This is a genomic window from Caldicellulosiruptor obsidiansis OB47 (genome assembly GCF_000145215.1).
Lineage (GTDB): Bacteria > Bacillota > Thermoanaerobacteria > Caldicellulosiruptorales > Caldicellulosiruptoraceae > Caldicellulosiruptor > Caldicellulosiruptor obsidiansis.
The window spans coordinates 1,800,633-1,817,911 of the sequence record NC_014392.1 but is presented as its reverse complement, the minus strand read 5'-3'; the positions used below and the strand labels follow the sequence as shown (position 1 = coordinate 1,817,911).

The window sequence follows — 17,279 nt, the reverse complement described above, 5'->3', positions numbered from 1 at the left end:
GTGGGGAAAGGTAGCAATGGGTTATAAACTGAGCAGTAGAGAAAAAAATTTACTGATTATTGGGTTAATAGTGATAATTGGAGTGGTTTTTTATTCATTTATATATAGTAACTTGTCTCAAAGATTAGAGAATTTAAAAACACAGTATGAAACCCTTACTGCAGAGCTTTCAAGGTTGAATATGATAATAAGCAATTATAACGCACACAAGGCAGAAATAGAAAATGTGAAAAAAGAGTATGCTAAATTAAAAGATATTATTCCGCCAAATCAGAATGCTTTGTTTTGTGTTGTAGATTTAAAAAGACTCTTAGAAACAGTGAAGATTAGTACTTCTTCATATATGTTTGAGCCTTCACAGAAAATTGAGCTTGGAAATACAAAAGATATGGGCGACCAGTTTTATCCATATTATCTATTATCACGCCAAACCTGGAATTGTGAATATGAAAAAATACACACAATTCTTGATACACAACCGAATTTTGCACCTTTATTTACAATTGATTCGCTGAACATGACAAAGGCAGAAAACAAGTTAACGGTAAATGCAGTGATAAAATTTTATGGATTTAACGACCCGCAAAGTCCAGCGCGTGAGTTTGTTTTGAATAAGACAATTAAAATTAGTCCGACTGGAAAAAGTAATTTGTTTAAATAAGGTGAGTTGAAATGAAGTTAAAAGGTTTTTCGTTGGTAGAGGTTATAGTTGCTGTTGCTATATTTGCTATAATTTTGATTCCAATTGGAATTGCGTTTAACCAATCGATGAGGGTAACCTCAAAGTCAAAAGAGAATATGGATATTGCTCAGGTTTTGAACAAAGCAATGGAAAAAATGTACGCTGATATGGGAAATGATGATAGTCATTTTGCGGATGTAGTATATTCATTACCAGACTATAGTGGTAGTGAACTGGAATTTGGCAATGACAAATATAAAGTAAAATATACTGTAAAAAGGATTGATTGTGATTTCGATTTAATACTTGTAGCTAATGCTTCAAATACAGTGTCAGTATACCAAAAAGTGTACGATGCAACTTATGGTGGTGTGAAATATGACCTTAGTTTATCTATTCCTCCGAGTTTAAGTGGAGTGGTAAATATAGAAGTTTATAAGGAAATAAGCGGAATAGACCGGGCTGAGTACAGATTCAACAATATACCATTAATAGTTACTAATCCCAATTTTAAAATTTACTTTATTGACAATACTTCTACTGTAAATTGTAATATTGATGGTGTCTTTGAAATGAACGGGGGAATTCGTACATCAAATTACACCACTCAACTGTTAGAAGTATGGTCTAAAAGCTTTACAGTAGGTTCTGCGGCATCTCCTACACCAAGTCCGACAGCAAGTCCGGCTGGTAATTTTACCACACAAAGGTCCACAGTGAAATTTATTTCGTACACCAATTCAAAATTTTACCATCAGCTTTTTGAGGTAACCATGGAAATTTGGAACGAACAAAAGAATAGAAAAGTGAGGGAGTACAAATTTTTTATGAGGGGGTAAAAAGGGGATGCTGGAAAAAATTAGTTGTTTAAAAGACAGGATGTTTATTAAAAAGGTTGACGGATCTGTTTTGATTGTTGTGATAATAGTTATTGCTGTTCTGAGCACAATATTGCTGGGGACGATGTCGGCTGTGTTAGCATCGCTGAACCAGAGCACATCTATATATCAGAAATCTGCAACAGGCTATGGAGCTGAAAGTGCAGCAGAGGAGTTTTTGTATTATTTTAATCAACTGTTAGAGGATGCAAAGAATATAGCGTATGGTTATTATTACAAGGGAGATGGGACACTAAAAGATATATGTCCTGGTCGAGTGAGATGGTTATTGGGAGATGAGAGCTATGAGCCGGGGAAGATATTGGATGATTTGCGACATGGGAGGATAAGTCGAGATGTAGCTGAAGACAAAGTGTATGAGGGTATGAAAGCGATTATAAGGGATGAGGTAAGCCGGTTTATGAATGACGTGGGTAGTGATGCTTCCATAAAGGTTGAATCTCTGTCGCTGCCGGAGTTTAAGAAGTTATCTGACTTAGTAGAGTTGTATATAAAGCCACATTATGAGAGCCTGACTGGGTATGAACTTGATGATATCACAGTTAATGCATGGTCAGGTACGACAAGTGGGTCTCTTCCTGATGGATATACAATTTACATTGATGTATCTAAAAAGAGAGCAGGAACTTCGTCAGATAAAGAGGTAAAGAGAGCATTGCGATTAGATGTTAGAATAGCTGATGACAGTGGAAGTTCAGTGAACTTAATTTTGAATCCATCACCAACGCCTGTTCCTTCATCACCGCTTGATTATGCAATATTTTCAAAGGGTGCTCTTAATACTAACAAAAACCTTACTGTCGAAAATGGAAGTGTGTATTCAGGTGGTGACCTAACGATACACGGTGGTGCGGTGTTTAATATTGACAATTTGATATCAAAAGGTGAGATGATGATAAATCAAGATAGTGACTCGCGATGTCGTGACAACAATATAGTTGTAAGGAATATAATTTATGTAGAAAAAAGTTTGAAAGCAAATAGGATATCCCCACGCTCAACTAATATTGATGCAAAAACAATTTATGTTGGTCAGGAAATGCAATTATATGGGGCCGGTAGCTATAAGTTTGTACAATTGTTTTCTGATAGCAATGTAAAGCTAGCTGGACCGGGTGTGAACATGGAAGTTTCAGCGTTAGCAAGTATAAGAGGGACACTTGAGGTTATTGATGGAGCAACAGTAACGTTAAAAAGCAACAGTGCGGTTTACTGCAATTCATTGGTAGTACGCAATGGTTCCCGCTTGATTCTTGAAAATGGAGCAAAATTATATGTAGCAACAACTCCCGATGCATCCACGATAATATCCATACAAAATAATGGTGGGACAATTTCGTATTCTTCTTCTTTTTCATATCCACCTACGCCAGCTGAGATAGATGAAATAAGAAATCGGGATTATACCAGTGGTTTGCTAATAACACCATTGCCAGCTGATAGTGTTGGTAGTCCTCAGCTTGGCAGCACTGCAGACATAACTCAAACACCCCCGCAGATAGTAATATATGGTGAATCCTTTATTAACGATAATGAAGCAAGGTTAGAAATATTGGGTAGATTAAGTTTACCCACTGTTGATTTCTCAACACTCCAGCTGCATTTAATTTCACGGGGCAACATTACATTCGTGGGTGGTGGTATGACTATTTTAAATGGTTCGATAATCTCGCTTGGTAATGCATTAGATGTAAACTGCTTGGAGAATCCATATGCTGGGCTTACGCTAAAGTATCAAACGCCAAGTCCTTCCATACAACAAGACATTGAGAATAATACAGGTATTCAACCATCTCAAATAATATATACGGAGGCTGATGCAGTTGGAAGAAAAACTTTATATAACATTTTAAGACGAAACATTGTCATAAAGTAGTAAATGTGAGGATAATAAGTTTATTTAAAACAATGACGAGTGTGGTTAATTATAATGCTCAGTTAGATGGTTGTGGAGGTAGTCTTTGCAGCTTTAAATTAATAAATTTAATTACACTTGAATACAGGAGCTGAAAAATGTGCTTGAAAAACTCTAAGTTTTGTGAGATAATAACCTGACTTTTGCAGATGATTGGAATAAAAATAGCCTGCAATCCATTGGGAATAAAGGATTGTAGGCTATTTAAGTTTTATCAAAAAGTTATAGTGAAAAATCACTTTTTTGTCTCACCTAAAACTTTTTTTATTTCCTTCAATCTCATAAATTTTTTACTAAAATCTATGTTTAAATCTTTTCCAATTTCCTCAAGTACTTCATCAAAAAAATCAAATACATAATAGTTTTCTTTAATATGGCTACATGATGCTTTCCTCAAACTCTCCAAAATCTCTGTAACACAGTATTTCCATTGTAACCTGTATTCCAATATTTTTGCAATTACTAATGATATAAAACAGGTCAAAAAATGAGCATTTATGTGTTCTTCTAAGGATAAATAAACAGGTCTACTTTCTATCTCGTTCTTTGTTATCTTGAATGCTTCTTCTATCTTCCAAAGTCCTTTATATATGTTTATTATCTTCTCCGGTGATTCTTTGTACTCGCTTGTAACAATAGCATAGTATCCATCAAATTTTTCTTCTTCTTTTAATTTCTCTTCATCCAAAGATAGCTTCCTCTGAGCACTTGCCAATATCTCACCTGTATTAGGGTCAAATGCAAGATTCTTTACATACTTGGCTGCACCATAAGCTGTGGCTTTGTTGTATTTCCCTGGATTTTTAATCAAATCCATCGCTTTTATCAAAGCTGCTTCTCTCTCTTGTTTTTCTTTTGCTGCATATTCCGGACTGTAAAAGACTATTTGAAGTTCATCTACTACTTTTTTCATCTTCTTCCCACTTGCCGTTGTTATTTGAATCTCTCTTGGATAAAGTCTTGACTTTATTTTAAATCCATTGGATTTTTCAACATATCCTTTTTCATCAAGTACATACTTCTGAAAATCTCTGTCAGCACCTCTGATAGAATAACTTAGTATATATCCATTTTTGGCAGATAAAATATACCAAATATTATCTCCGGTTGTTAGTCCTCTATCTGCTACTACAATTATTCTGCCTAAGGAATATTCTTTTTGAATTGTTCGCAAGGCAGGAATTAAAGTTGTTTTATCAGGCGCATTTCCAGGAAAAAGTTTGTATGTAATAGGTATGCCATTTGTATCCATAAACAATCCCATCTGTACAATAGGATCTGGACGATGTTCTTTTGATACGCCTTTTCTCCTTAGTTCATCTTGTTTGTCAATCTCAAAATAATAGTTTGTGACATCATAGTAAACAAGCTCTGTATTACGGTTATAAAGCTTTTTTATATGTTCATGAATCCAAAGTAAAAGTTGCTCGCAATGTCTATTGAAAAAAGATAAACTTCGATATACGTCGTCTAATGAAAAATCAAATTTTTCAAAGAAAATATCTTTATTTTCAAAAGTTTTCTTTTTTGATGCGGGGAAAAGCAAGCGAGAGTATACCAAAAGTTTTAAAATACTATTAGCATCGTATTCTTCTTGTGAGTAGCGCTGTTTATTTTTTATGAACTTGTCTATTTCAAGCTCATGATAGATTTTACTTAAAGCTGCATAACCAAAATTTTTTCGAGCACTATAATTTAAAGGCATAGTTTCATTTAATGAAATTTTGAGATTGAGCTCAGAATTTTCTTTATTCAATTCTTCGTTCATTTTACGAACTTCTTCGGTGAAAAATGCGATAGGGTCATCATATTGTTTTTGAAGTTCGTCAAGATAACCTAAGGAGCGGACGGTAGCTGTTCGAGATTGTTTAGTTTCTTTGTCATAGTAGCTGTTTACGATTGACAGATAAGTTCTACCAGTTTTACGGTTTGTACTTTTTTTAAGATACAATTTAGCAACCTCGTAATTAATATTTTAAGAGTATTATACCACATTTCGCCAGAAAACGCCATAAAAATTTGCTAAAATTTTAAAAATTTTTTGACCTTCTATCTCAGTAAAATCAAGTTGTTTAAAATTTGATAATAATTTTTTGCTGCAAAACTCGGGAATGTGGTTAATTATAATGCTCAGTTAGATGGTTGTGGAGGTAGTCTTTGCAGCTTTAAATTAATAAATTTAATTACACTTGAATACAGGAGCTGAACTTCAATTCGGAATTTGGAGTTAAATAAAGGAAATGAGAGCTTAAAGCTGCTATTTTAAGCATATTAGAAGTAATTAGGGATAGCATAACTGGACAATATAGGAATATAGTATTAAGATAATTCTTAAGAATAATATTTCGAGGTTTCATTATATGGTAATAAGTAAAAAAGACAAAGAAAGAGTATTAGAAGCTATTAGAAAAGGTGCAATAGATGCAGCGGATTTAAGCTTTCCTAATTTGATAGATGCAATAATTCTTAAAATGAAACGAGAAGGGATAATAGAGCTATTAGAGCATGCGTTTTTGGACAAACGATCAGCAAATAAGAATATACCTTTTCACATATTGCTGACATTAGCCATTACAGCGAAGATGAAGCTAAAGACCAGTTTGACAGATATACCCTTTGCTATAAGCAATGCGGAGACATTATCAGAAATTGGCTGGAACATATGGGACAATAAGAGAGGGTTGAAAGAAGGGCTGATGGACGAAGGTACCCTTCGTAACATAGTAAAGAAATACACGGTGGAAGAGTTAATACAAGGATATAATACATATGTTCAAGAGTATGTATTTCCGAAGAAGGAGATAGTACCTGATATTCATATTCTTGATTGTACTGAGCTTGAAGTATTACTGGAGAATAGCAATTATGAAGGTTCAGAAGTGGTAAGAGATAAAGATGGAATGCGTAGAGGATATAAGATGTCTACACTACGAGGTATTACAGGTGATAATGGTATACTGGAAGAAATCAAAATAGGTAGTATTAACGTACATGACCTTGAATTAAGCCGAGAGATGGTACTAAAAAGCAAAATGTTAAAATTTGGGGACATTTTAATTAATGACCGTGGATTTATTTCGAGGGAGCTTATGAACCAGTTAAAACAAAAGAGAGGAGTGGATACGTACATTCCTTTGAAAAGCAATATGGAGGCATATGAGCAGGCAGTAATGATAGCAAAAGAAGAAAACAAGTGGGAAGCTCACCCGAACAAAAAAAGGAAGAGGCAGGAGATTGCTTTTGTAGAATCACTGGGTAGTTATTGGAGGAGTGCCAAGCCTGAAGATGACGTACAGATAAATGGGTGTGTAGTACATGACACAAAGACGGATGAATATTTTGTAATTGTGACTACAGATCTTGGGAAGACAGCAAAACAAATAATCAAGACATATGAATTAAGGCCTGAGATTGAGGAAGATTACCGACAGATCAAGGATTTTTGGAAGATTGAAGATTTTAAGAGCACGAAGTACAATTTTATAGCATTTCATATTGTGATGGTACTGATAGGATATTTGTTCTTCCAGCTATACAGAGATATGGAAGAAGGGAAGAGATGTGAGGGAAAAAGTTTGCCTGTAGCAGCAAAGAAGTATGTGGAAGAGGGGCCAAAATCGGTTATTGTATATGCTGGACAGTACTTTGGTATCTTTGGATTTCTGGAGTTTATTCAGTTGTATGCGTCATGCAACGCAGAAGTGAAGCAGCGCTTAGATTCGATTCTGGGTAAAGTATAACATGAAAAAGGAGTTGTTGTTCAAATTCCGAATTGCAGTTGGAGCTGAAAAATGTGCTTGAAAAACTCTAAGTTTTGTGAGATAATAATATACAGAGGATTGTGATTGTCAAAAGAGTAAAGGCATATATCGAAAGGGCAAACCTGTCGAAAGGCAGGGGCGCAAAGCCATGGGCTTGTCGGAAGTAAAACTTCCTATGGTTGCCAGGCTGCCGAAAATATGCCAAGAGATGAGTGATATATTTAATCATTGGCAAATGGCATCTGGCGACAGCCAGATGCTTTTATTTTTATATCCATTGTTGTTTTAGTAGCAAAGAATTAATGAACAAGTGGGAAGTACGGAGAGAGTTAAGAGGGAAAATTATTGTTAGCGTTGTATTTAACTATAGTTAAGAGTTTAAGGAAGTGTGTGAAATGTTGAGAACAAATTGGAAGACCTTTAGTAAAAAAGTATTCAAAATAAATTTGAGTGGAAGTGCTTTAATTATTGTGATAATAATAATTGCTATTTTAAGCACAGTCTTACTGGGAGCGATGTCGGCTGTGTTAGCATCGCTGAACCAGAGCACATCTATATATCAGAAATCTGCAACAGGCTATGGAGCTGAAAGTGCAGCAGAGGAGTTTTTGTATTATTTTAATCAACTGTTAGAGGATGCAAAGAATATAGCGTATGGTTATTATTACAAGGGAGATGGGACACTAAAAGATATATGTCCTGGTCGAGTGAGATGGTTATTGGGAGATGAGAGCTATGAGCCGGGGAAGATATTGGATGATTTGCGACATGGGAGGATAAGTCGAGATGTAGCTGAAGATAAAGTGTATGAGGGTATGAAAGCGATTATAAGGGATGAGGTAAGCCGGTTTATGAATGACGTGGGTAGTGATGCTTCCATAAAGGTTGAATCTCTGTCGCTGCCGGAGTTTAAGAAGTTATCTGACTTAGTAGAGTTGTATATAAAGCCACATTATGAGAGCCTGACTGGGTATGAACTTGATGATATTACAGTTAATGCATGGTCAGGTACGACAAGTGGGTCTCTTCCTGATGGATATACAATTTACATTGATGTATCTAAAAAGAGAGCAGGAACTTCGTCAGATAAAGAGATAAAGAGAACATTGCGGTTAGATGTTGAAATACTTGCAACCAAGCCTAATGGGCTGGAAAGTAGCGTATCGAGTGCAACTACTACTGCTGCATCCTCAGTATTTAACTTGTTTGATTATGCATTATACACAAATGGAAGCTTCGTGGCAAATGTTAACTTTACCATAATAGGCGGGAATATACATACAGGCGGTGACATACAATCACACGGCGGTTTGCAAACTGACATTAATAATTTGGTGGTAATGGGTGAGTTATCACTGGGTGTGAACGGTAATCCACAAGTTCGCGAAGACAATGTAAAAGTGAACAATGTAACTTATATTAGGTCAAATTTGAGAAGAACGGGTGTTGGAGATAGAAATATTAGCTTGCAGATGGGTATAACGTACGTGGGGGGAAATGCGGAATTATATGGTAGAGGGAGATATGAGTTTGATGAGTTATACTGCGATGGGAATGTCATAGTTAAAGGTAGTACAGCAAATGCGGTAGATGTTGTAATAAAGAAAATAGGAGTAATCAGGGGTGCGTTAAGAATACAGGATCAAGGGACAGTTACAATAAAATCTGGTGCGGTAGTATATTGCGATTCGATTCAGTTTTTGAACAATCCAACTACGTTAGTAATAGAAAATGGCGCAACCATTGTGACGAGGATGCCGCCTGACTATAGTCGGATTGTTAATTCAGGTGGGGTTATAAATGTAGTGTCTTCAGTTCCGTATCCGCCCTTGCCACAAATTTTAAATGAGATAAGAAATTTTAGTTTTCCTAATAGTACAAGTATACCATCGATAACACCCCATGATCCAGTTCCACCAGCCTCAATTGACAGTGCTGCAGATATTTCTAAATCACCTCCGCAAGTTGTTGTTATTGGAGAAAATTGTAATGCAGGTGAAATTGAAGTTGAGATTCAAAACAGGTTAGCAAGCATGGGCGTTTCGCCAGTTCCAAGTCCACTCCAATTGCATGTTTTTGCAAGGAACAACATTACTATTTCAGTGGGAACGAGAATATTAAATGGTCAATTGATTGCGTTAGGTAATACTCTTAATATAAATAGTTCAGGCGGGAGTCCATTTGATGGTGTAACATTAATATATGGTTCGCCGAGTTCACTCATTCAGAATCAGGTAACAAATACTACTGGGTATGTTCCACCGGCAACAATATATAACCAAACAAATGCAATTCAAAATGATACTTTATATAGTGTAAGAAGAAGAAATATTATTGTAAGATAATATTTATGAAAAACCTTAGTAACACGGATATGTAAAGGTTTTTTCTACTATCCTAAAATGAAAAAGGCACGTGGTGAAGACATATTTACCACCTAATTTATTACAGAACAGAGAATAAAAAGTCCCCACTTTCTTTAATAAGTCTTCAAGAAGTAAAGTAGGAAATTGAAATACATGGGAGGAGACCAGAATTTTTGAATCTCTAAACTTTTCGAAAGGTGTCCTCCCATTCATTCCTTTACCATTGTGAGGTCTATAAAAATTCCACGTATCCTGCCATTTTTGAGCTCTTGTCATAAATTCGTCTTTTGTTATGCATCTTTCAGCATGAATCATCAAAAAATATTCATCATCTGCTCTATGTGAATTTTCAATTATACCCATCAAGTGTTTTGCTTTTGGTGGAATAGGATTTAGCTCTACTCCCAAAAATGACAACATCTCATTCCACTCCTTTAGCTTTTTTTCGCTCCCACCACAAAACTCTGCTCCATTATCTAATCTTATCCTTATTGGGTTTCTTACATTATGTGTCCTAAGCCATAAAACTACTAATGTTATGAACATAAAACCAAAAGTAGATGAAAGCTCATATGAATAAGCTGTAAATCTTGTCCTTGTAGCAACATCTATCATGTTCCACTCATAACACGGTAGATTGTATTTTATCATGTGCTCATATACTTCTTTTGGGAGGCTTTCTTTGTCTAAAAGATGTTTCGTATCAAGCTGAAATTCAGAAAATGGGATGAGAGACTCATAATCGTAAAGACTTCTTTCTCCCTTTTTCGTCTTTCTTGTCTTTCTCGGCACACTATTTCTTTTGAGAATAGATTTTATCGTGTTTTCACTTATTTTAACGCCATATTTTCTGAATAAATAAAGAGAAAGACGTCTGTATCTGAATCCTGTTTTTTTAGCCTCTTGGATAATGAGATTTTCAAGCTCAGAAGAAAGTTTTTTAGGGCAAGTTTTAGGCTTTCTAGACTTATCCTCAACAGGACCATATACTGCTCTTCTTACAGTGTGTCTTGATACACCTAATATTTTAGCAGTTTTTGATATGTTTTTGTTATTTGCCTCAAATACTTTTCGAATTAATTCTCTGGCCTTTTCAGGAGATATTTTTCTGAGTTCATGATATGGTATAATATTCATAGTAGGCTGCCCTCCCATCCTGGTAGTTTTTTGATGTTTCTTTTGAATGGAATATTACACTTTTTTATTATATCAAACAGGAGGGAGGCAGCCACAATTCTTTTTATGGGCTTTTCATTATTGTTTTCGTACATTCTTTCGCTGTGGTAAATATCTTTACACCTATTCGAGTCCTAAAATGAAAAAGTAGTTGACAAATCATTGGTGTTAGTATTACAATATTATTAAAATGTGAAATAAAGAAATTAAAAAATTAAATATGAAGTAAGTGGTCGAAAGGGCAAACCTGTCGAAAGGCAGGGGCGCAAAGCCATGGGCCTGTCGGAAGAAAAACTTCCTATGGTTGCCAGGCTGCCGAAACCTACTCGGGCTTAATAGAGGGTTGAGAAAAGGTTAAAACGGCGTCTGGCGCGACGCCGTTTTATTTTTGGGATGAAATTAAAGAATGGTTCATAGGCATATGTTAAAGTATAAATAAAGATAGTAATCTAAAATTTAGATAGATTCTTCTGTAACGCTGAAAGAAGCTATCCCCTAACCCCCTCTTTACAATATATACTTATATATATATTGGCTGCCGTGCAGAGGCAGCCAATATTAACTTTGTTTAGCTACTGAAAAAAGTTTCTACCACATCATAAAGCTATTCAAAAGAATATAACTATCTTTTCTTAACCGGATCATATCCATATGAATTCCGTTTAATACCAAATTATTTTGTTGCATTTTTTTGACCTCCATAGAGCAAAATAATGCAAAATATTAGAAACATATGTGTTATAATTTTGTAATAAAAAGAGCATAAAGAATAAAAGTGTGTATAAGGAATGAAAAATAGAAATAGCGTATTGCGTTTTTGACAATTAAATAAACAAATTAGACAAAAAAATCAATTGGCATGCAAGTATTTTTGGTATATAATAAAATCAAAAATTATAGTAAACTGAATAAGGAGGTTAGAATTTCATGCAGCGTTACAGAAGAATTATTGCAATGGTTGTAACCTTCATATTTATTTTAGGAGTGGTATATGGGGTTAAACCATGGCAGGAGGTTCGGGCTGGTTCATTTAACTATGGGGAAGCTTTACAAAAAGCTATTATGTTCTACGAATTTCAAATGTCTGGTAAACTTCCAAGTTGGGTACGCAACAACTGGCGTGGCGACTCAGCATTAAAAGATGGTCAAGACAATGGACTTGATTTGACAGGTGGTTGGTTTGACGCAGGTGATCACGTCAAGTTTAACCTTCCAATGTCATACACTGGTACAATGTTGTCATGGGCAGTGTATGAATACAAAGATGCATTTGTCAAGAGTGGTCAATTGGAACATATCTTAAACCAAATCGAATGGGTTAATGACTATTTTGTAAAATGCCATCCAAGCAAATATGTATACTACTACCAGGTTGGAGATGGCAGCAAGGACCATGCATGGTGGGGTCCTGCTGAGGTTATGCAAATGGAAAGGCCTTCATTTAAAGTTACACAAAGCAGTCCAGGTTCTACTGTAGTAGCAGAGACGGCAGCTTCTTTAGCAGCGGCCTCAATTGTTTTGAAAGACAGAAATCCCACTAAAGCAGCGACATATTTGCAACATGCAAAAGATTTATACGAGTTTGCGGAAGTTACAAAAAGCGATTCGGGTTACACAGCTGCAAATGGATATTATAATTCATGGAGCGGTTTCTATGATGAACTGTCATGGGCAGCGGTATGGTTGTATTTGGCAACAAATGATTCAACGTACTTAACAAAGGCAGAATCATACGTTCAAAACTGGCCCAAAATTTCAGGCAGCAATACAATCGACTACAAGTGGGCTCATTGCTGGGATGACGTTCATAATGGTGCGGCATTGTTGTTAGCGAAAATTACTGGAAAAGATACTTACAAACAAATTATTGAGATGCACTTAGATTATTGGACAACAGGTTACAATGGGGAAAGAATTAAGTATACTCCAAAAGGGTTGGCATGGCTTGATCAGTGGGGTTCGTTGAGATATGCAACAACTACAGCATTTTTGGCATTTGTTTATAGCGATTGGGCTGGCTGTCCAAGCACCAAAAAAGAAACATATAGAAAATTTGGAGAAAGCCAGATAGATTATGCATTGGGTTCAGCCGGAAGAAGTTTTGTTGTAGGATTTGGTACAAATCCACCCAAGAGACCACATCACAGAACTGCACATAGTTCGTGGGCAGACAGTCAGAGTATACCATCATACCATAGACATACATTGTATGGAGCACTTGTAGGCGGTCCGGGCTCTGATGATAGCTACACAGATGATATAAGCAACTATGTGAACAACGAGGTTGCATGTGATTATAATGCAGGGTTTGTGGGTGCATTAGCAAAGATGTATCTGTTGTATGGTGGCAATCCAATACCAAACTTCAAAGCTATTGAAACCCCAACAAACGACGAATTCTTTGTTGAAGCTGGTATAAATGCATCCGGAACTAACTTTATTGAAATTAAAGCGATAGTTAATAACCAAAGTGGTTGGCCTGCCAGAGCAACAGATAAGCTTAAATTTAGATATTTTGTTGACCTGAGCGAATTAATTAAAGCAGGATATTCACCAAATCAATTAACCTTGAGTACCAATTATAATCAAGGTGCAAAAGTAAGTGGACCTTATGTATGGGATGCAAGCAAGAATATATACTACATTTTAGTAGACTTTACTGGCACATTGATTTATCCAGGTGGCCAAGACAAATATAAGAAAGAAGTTCAATTTAGAATTGCAGCGCCACAGAATGTACAGTGGGATAATTCTAACGACTATTCATTCCAGGATATAAAGGGAGTTTCAAGTGGTTCAGTTGTTAAAACTAAATATATTCCACTTTATGATGGAGATGTAAAAGTATGGGGTGAGGAACCAGGAACTTCTGGAGCAACACCAACACCAACACCAACAGTAACTGCTACACCGACCCCAACACCAACTGCGAGTGTTACACCTACACCTACACCTACACAAACGACAACACCAACCCCAACCCCAACCCCAACAGTGACACCAACGCCAACTGTTACAGCGACACCGACACCAGTGCCGAGCAGCAGTCCGGCAACAGGTGGGCAGATAAAGGTATTGTATAAGAACATGGAGACAAATGCTACGACGAACACGATAAGGCCGTGGTTGGAGGTAGTAAATAGTGGTAGCAGTGCGATAGATTTGAGCAGGGTAACGATAAGGTACTGGTACACGGTAGATGGAGACAAGGCACAGAGTGCGGTAAGCGACTGGGCACAGATAGGAGCAAGCAATGTGACATTCAAGTTTGTGAAGCTGAGTAGTAGCGTAAGTGGAGCGGACTATTATTTAGAGATAGGATTTAAGAGTGGAGCGGGTCAGTTGCAGCCTGGGAAGGACACAGGGGAGATACAGATAAGGTTTAACAAGAGTGACTGGAGCAATTACAATCAGGGAAATGACTGGTCATGGGCACAGAGCATGACGAGTTATGGAGAGAATGTGAAGGTAACGGCGTATATAGATGGAGTGCTGGTATGGGGTCAGGAGCCGAGTGGAGCGACACCAGCCCCAACAGTAACACCGACCCCAACTGCGACACCAACAGTAACGCCAACCCCAACAGTGACACCAACGCCAACTGTTACAGCGACACCGACACCAGTGCCGAGCAGCAGTCCGGCAACAGGTGGGCAGATAAAGGTATTGTATAAGAACATGGAGACAAATGCTACGACGAACACGATAAGGCCGTGGTTGAAGGTAGTAAATAGTGGTAGCAGTGCGATAGATTTGAGCAGGGTAACGATAAGGTACTGGTACACGGTAGATGGAGACAAGGCACAGAGTGCGATAAGTGACTGGGCACAGATAGGAGCAAGCAATGTGACATTCAAGTTTGTGAAGCTGAGTAGTAGCGTAAGTGGAGCGGACTATTATTTAGAGATAGGATTTAAGAGTGGAGCGGGTCAGTTGCAGCCTGGGAAGGACACAGGGGAGATACAGATAAGGTTTAACAAGAGTGACTGGAGCAATTACAATCAGGGAAATGACTGGTCATGGGCACAGAGCATGACGAGTTATGGAGAGAATGTGAAGGTAACGGCGTATATAGATGGAGTGCTGGTATGGGGTCAGGAGCCGAGTGGAGCGACTGCAGCCCCAGTAGCGACACCAACACCTACGCCAGCACCTACAGCAACACCAACCCCAACACCAACTCCAACCCCGGCCCCAACACCAACGTCAACACTAACACCTACTTCAACACCAACCCCAACACCAACGCCGACGGTGACAGTTGCGCCTACACCGACACCTAGCAGCACACCGAGCGGGCTTGGCGAATATGGGCAGAGGTTTATGTGGTTGTGGAACAAGATCCATGATCCTGCGAACGGGTATTTTAACCAGGATGGGATACCATATCATTCGGTGGAGACACTGATATGCGAAGCACCTGATTATGGTCATTTGACCACGAGTGAGGCATTTTCGTACTATGTATGGTTGGAGGCAGTGTATGGGAAGTTGACGGGGGATTGGAGCAAATTTAAGACAGCATGGGACACATTAGAGAAGTATATGATACCGTCAGCGGAAGATCAGCCGATAAGGTCATATGATCCTAACAAGCCAGCGACATATGCAGGAGAGTGGGAGACACCGGACAAGTATCCATCGCCGTTGGAGTTTAATGTACCTGTTGGCAAAGACCCGTTGCATAATGAACTTGTGAGCACATATGGTAGCACATTGATGTATGGTATGCACTGGTTGATGGACGTAGACAACTGGTATGGATATGGCAAGAGAGGGGACGGAGTGAGCCGGGCATCATTTATCAATACGTTCCAGAGAGGACCAGAGGAGTCTGTATGGGAGACGGTGCCGCATCCGAGCTGGGAGGAATTCAAGTGGGGCGGACCGAATGGATTTTTAGACCTGTTTATTAAGGATCAGAACTATTCGAAGCAGTGGAGATACACGGATGCACCTGATGCGGATGCAAGAGCGATTCAAGCAACATATTGGGCGAAGGTATGGGCGAAGGAGCAAGGTAAGTTTAATGAGATAAGCAGCTATGTAGCGAAGGCGGCGAAGATGGGTGACTATTTGAGGTATGCGATGTTTGACAAGTATTTCAAGCCATTAGGATGTCAGGACAAGAATGCGGCTGGAGGAACAGGGTATGACAGTGCACATTATCTGCTGTCATGGTATTATGCATGGGGCGGAGCATTGGATGGAGCATGGTCATGGAAGATAGGGTGCAGCCATGCGCACTTTGGATATCAGAATCCGATGGCGGCATGGGCATTAGCGAATGATAGTGATATGAAGCCGAAGTCGCCGACCGGAGCGAACGACTGGGCGAAGAGTTTGAAGAGGCAGATAGAATTTTACAGGTGGTTGCAGTCAGCGGAGGGAGCGATAGCAGGAGGCGCGACAAATTCATGGAATGGCAGGTACGAGAAATATCCGGCAGGTACAGCGACATTTTATGGAATGGCGTATGAACCGAACCCGGTATATCGAGATCCTGGCAGCAACACATGGTTTGGATTCCAGGCATGGTCGATGCAGAGGGTAGCGGAGTATTACTATGTGACAGGAGATAAGGATGCAGGTGCACTGCTTGAGAAGTGGGTAAGCTGGATTAAGAGTGTAGTGAAGTTGAATAGTGATGGGACATTTGCGATACCGTCGACGCTTGATTGGAGCGGACAACCTGATACATGGAAGGGGACATATACAGGGAATCCGAATTTGCACGTTAAGGTAGTTGATTATGGTACAGATTTAGGTATAACAGCGTCGCTAGCGAATGCGTTGTTGTACTATAGTGCAGGGACGAAGAAGTATGGGGTATTTGATGAGGAAGCAAAGAATTTAGCGAAGGAATTGCTGGACAGGATGTGGAAGTTGTACAGGGATAACAAAGGTTTATCAGCGCCAGAGAAGAGAGCGGACTACAAGAGGTTCTTTGAGCAAGAGGTATATATACCGGCAGGATGGACAGGGAAGATGCCGAATGGAGATGTAATAAAGAGTGGAGTTAAGTTTATAGACATAAGGAGCAAGTACAAACAAGATCCTGATTGGCCGAAGTTAGAGGCGGCATACAAGTCAGGGCAGGTACCGGAGTTCAGATATCACAGGTTCTGGGCACAGTGCGACATAGCAATAGCTAATGCAACATATGAAATACTGTTTGGCAATCAATAATAAGTAGGTAAATGAAAATTTAGCGGGGTAGCACATCTATAGGTATGGTGTGCTACCTCGCTAAAATCCTGTATAGAGGTGTTCAAAAAATAGTACAAAAAATAAAGAGGTATAATGGAAAAAATGCATAAAAAAGAGGGGGTTAGGTTTTATGATGAGAGTAAAAACAAAAATAGGAAAGAGATGGTTAGAGTTGACGTGTGAATCTTGGCAGGCACCAGAGCTTAGGTTTTACAGGCTTTAGTTATAGCGCAGAATTGTAGCTATTATTGGGACGTAAGGAATATTATT

The 17,279-nt window shown here is 38.2% G+C and carries 8 protein-coding genes and 2 riboswitches; of the genes, 6 read left to right on the top strand and 2 right to left on the bottom strand.

The features are described 5' to 3' along the window. The first annotated feature begins 16 nt into the window (after positions 1-16). From COB47_RS08430 to COB47_RS08420, 3 genes are read left to right on the top strand one after another with little or no spacing between them, the layout of a single operon-like run. Complete coding sequence (locus COB47_RS08430; RefSeq protein ID WP_013290957.1) at positions 17-661, top strand: hypothetical protein; 645 nt, start codon at positions 17-19, stop codon at positions 659-661. An 11-nt stretch (positions 662-672) separates the two neighbouring features. Continuing rightward, on the top strand, positions 673-1,521 hold the full coding sequence (locus COB47_RS08425) for a PulJ/GspJ family protein (protein ID WP_013290956.1): 849 nt from the start codon (positions 673-675) through the stop codon (positions 1,519-1,521). A gap of 7 nt (positions 1,522-1,528) precedes the next feature. Next, positions 1,529-3,457 carry a tapirin gene (locus tag COB47_RS08420; protein WP_013290955.1) on the top strand — a complete coding sequence of 643 codons (1,929 nt, stop codon included), beginning with the start codon at positions 1,529-1,531 and terminating at the stop codon, positions 3,455-3,457. A 274-nt stretch (positions 3,458-3,731) separates the two neighbouring features. On the opposite strand, the gene COB47_RS08415 is transcribed toward COB47_RS08420, so the two are convergent. Then, entirely contained in the window at positions 3,732-5,447 is a 1,716-nt protein-coding gene (locus tag COB47_RS08415) for an IS1634 family transposase (RefSeq protein WP_013290954.1), read from the bottom strand. 409 nt (positions 5,448-5,856) lie between these two features. Between COB47_RS08415 and COB47_RS08410 the strand changes: the two genes are divergently transcribed. Together COB47_RS08410 and COB47_RS08405 are read left to right on the top strand one after the other, a co-directional pair. Further along, positions 5,857-7,236 carry a transposase gene (locus COB47_RS08410; protein WP_013290953.1) on the top strand — a complete coding sequence of 460 codons (1,380 nt, stop codon included), beginning with the start codon at positions 5,857-5,859 and terminating at the stop codon, positions 7,234-7,236. A gap of 126 nt (positions 7,237-7,362) precedes the next feature. Continuing rightward, a riboswitch (cyclic di-GMP riboswitch) is annotated at positions 7,363-7,452 on the top strand. Positions 7,453-7,652: 200 nt separating this feature from the next. After that, positions 7,653-9,602, top strand: a complete 1,950-nt coding sequence (locus COB47_RS08405; RefSeq protein ID WP_013290952.1) for a tapirin — start codon at positions 7,653-7,655, stop codon at positions 9,600-9,602. A 15-nt stretch (positions 9,603-9,617) separates the two neighbouring features. Here COB47_RS08405 and COB47_RS08400 read toward each other — a convergent pair whose 3' ends face one another. Continuing rightward, positions 9,618-10,760, bottom strand: coding sequence for a helix-turn-helix domain-containing protein (locus COB47_RS08400; protein ID WP_013290951.1), 1,143 nt, complete (start codon positions 10,758-10,760; stop codon positions 9,618-9,620). Positions 10,761-11,029: 269 nt separating this feature from the next. Beyond that, positions 11,030-11,119, top strand: a riboswitch (cyclic di-GMP riboswitch). Between the two features lie 607 nt (positions 11,120-11,726). On the opposite strand from COB47_RS08400, the gene COB47_RS08395 reads away from it, so the two are divergent. Then, positions 11,727-16,988 carry a glycoside hydrolase family 48 protein gene (locus COB47_RS08395; RefSeq protein ID WP_013290950.1) on the top strand — a complete coding sequence of 1,754 codons (5,262 nt, stop codon included), beginning with the start codon at positions 11,727-11,729 and terminating at the stop codon, positions 16,986-16,988. Positions 16,989-17,279 lie beyond the last annotated feature (291 nt).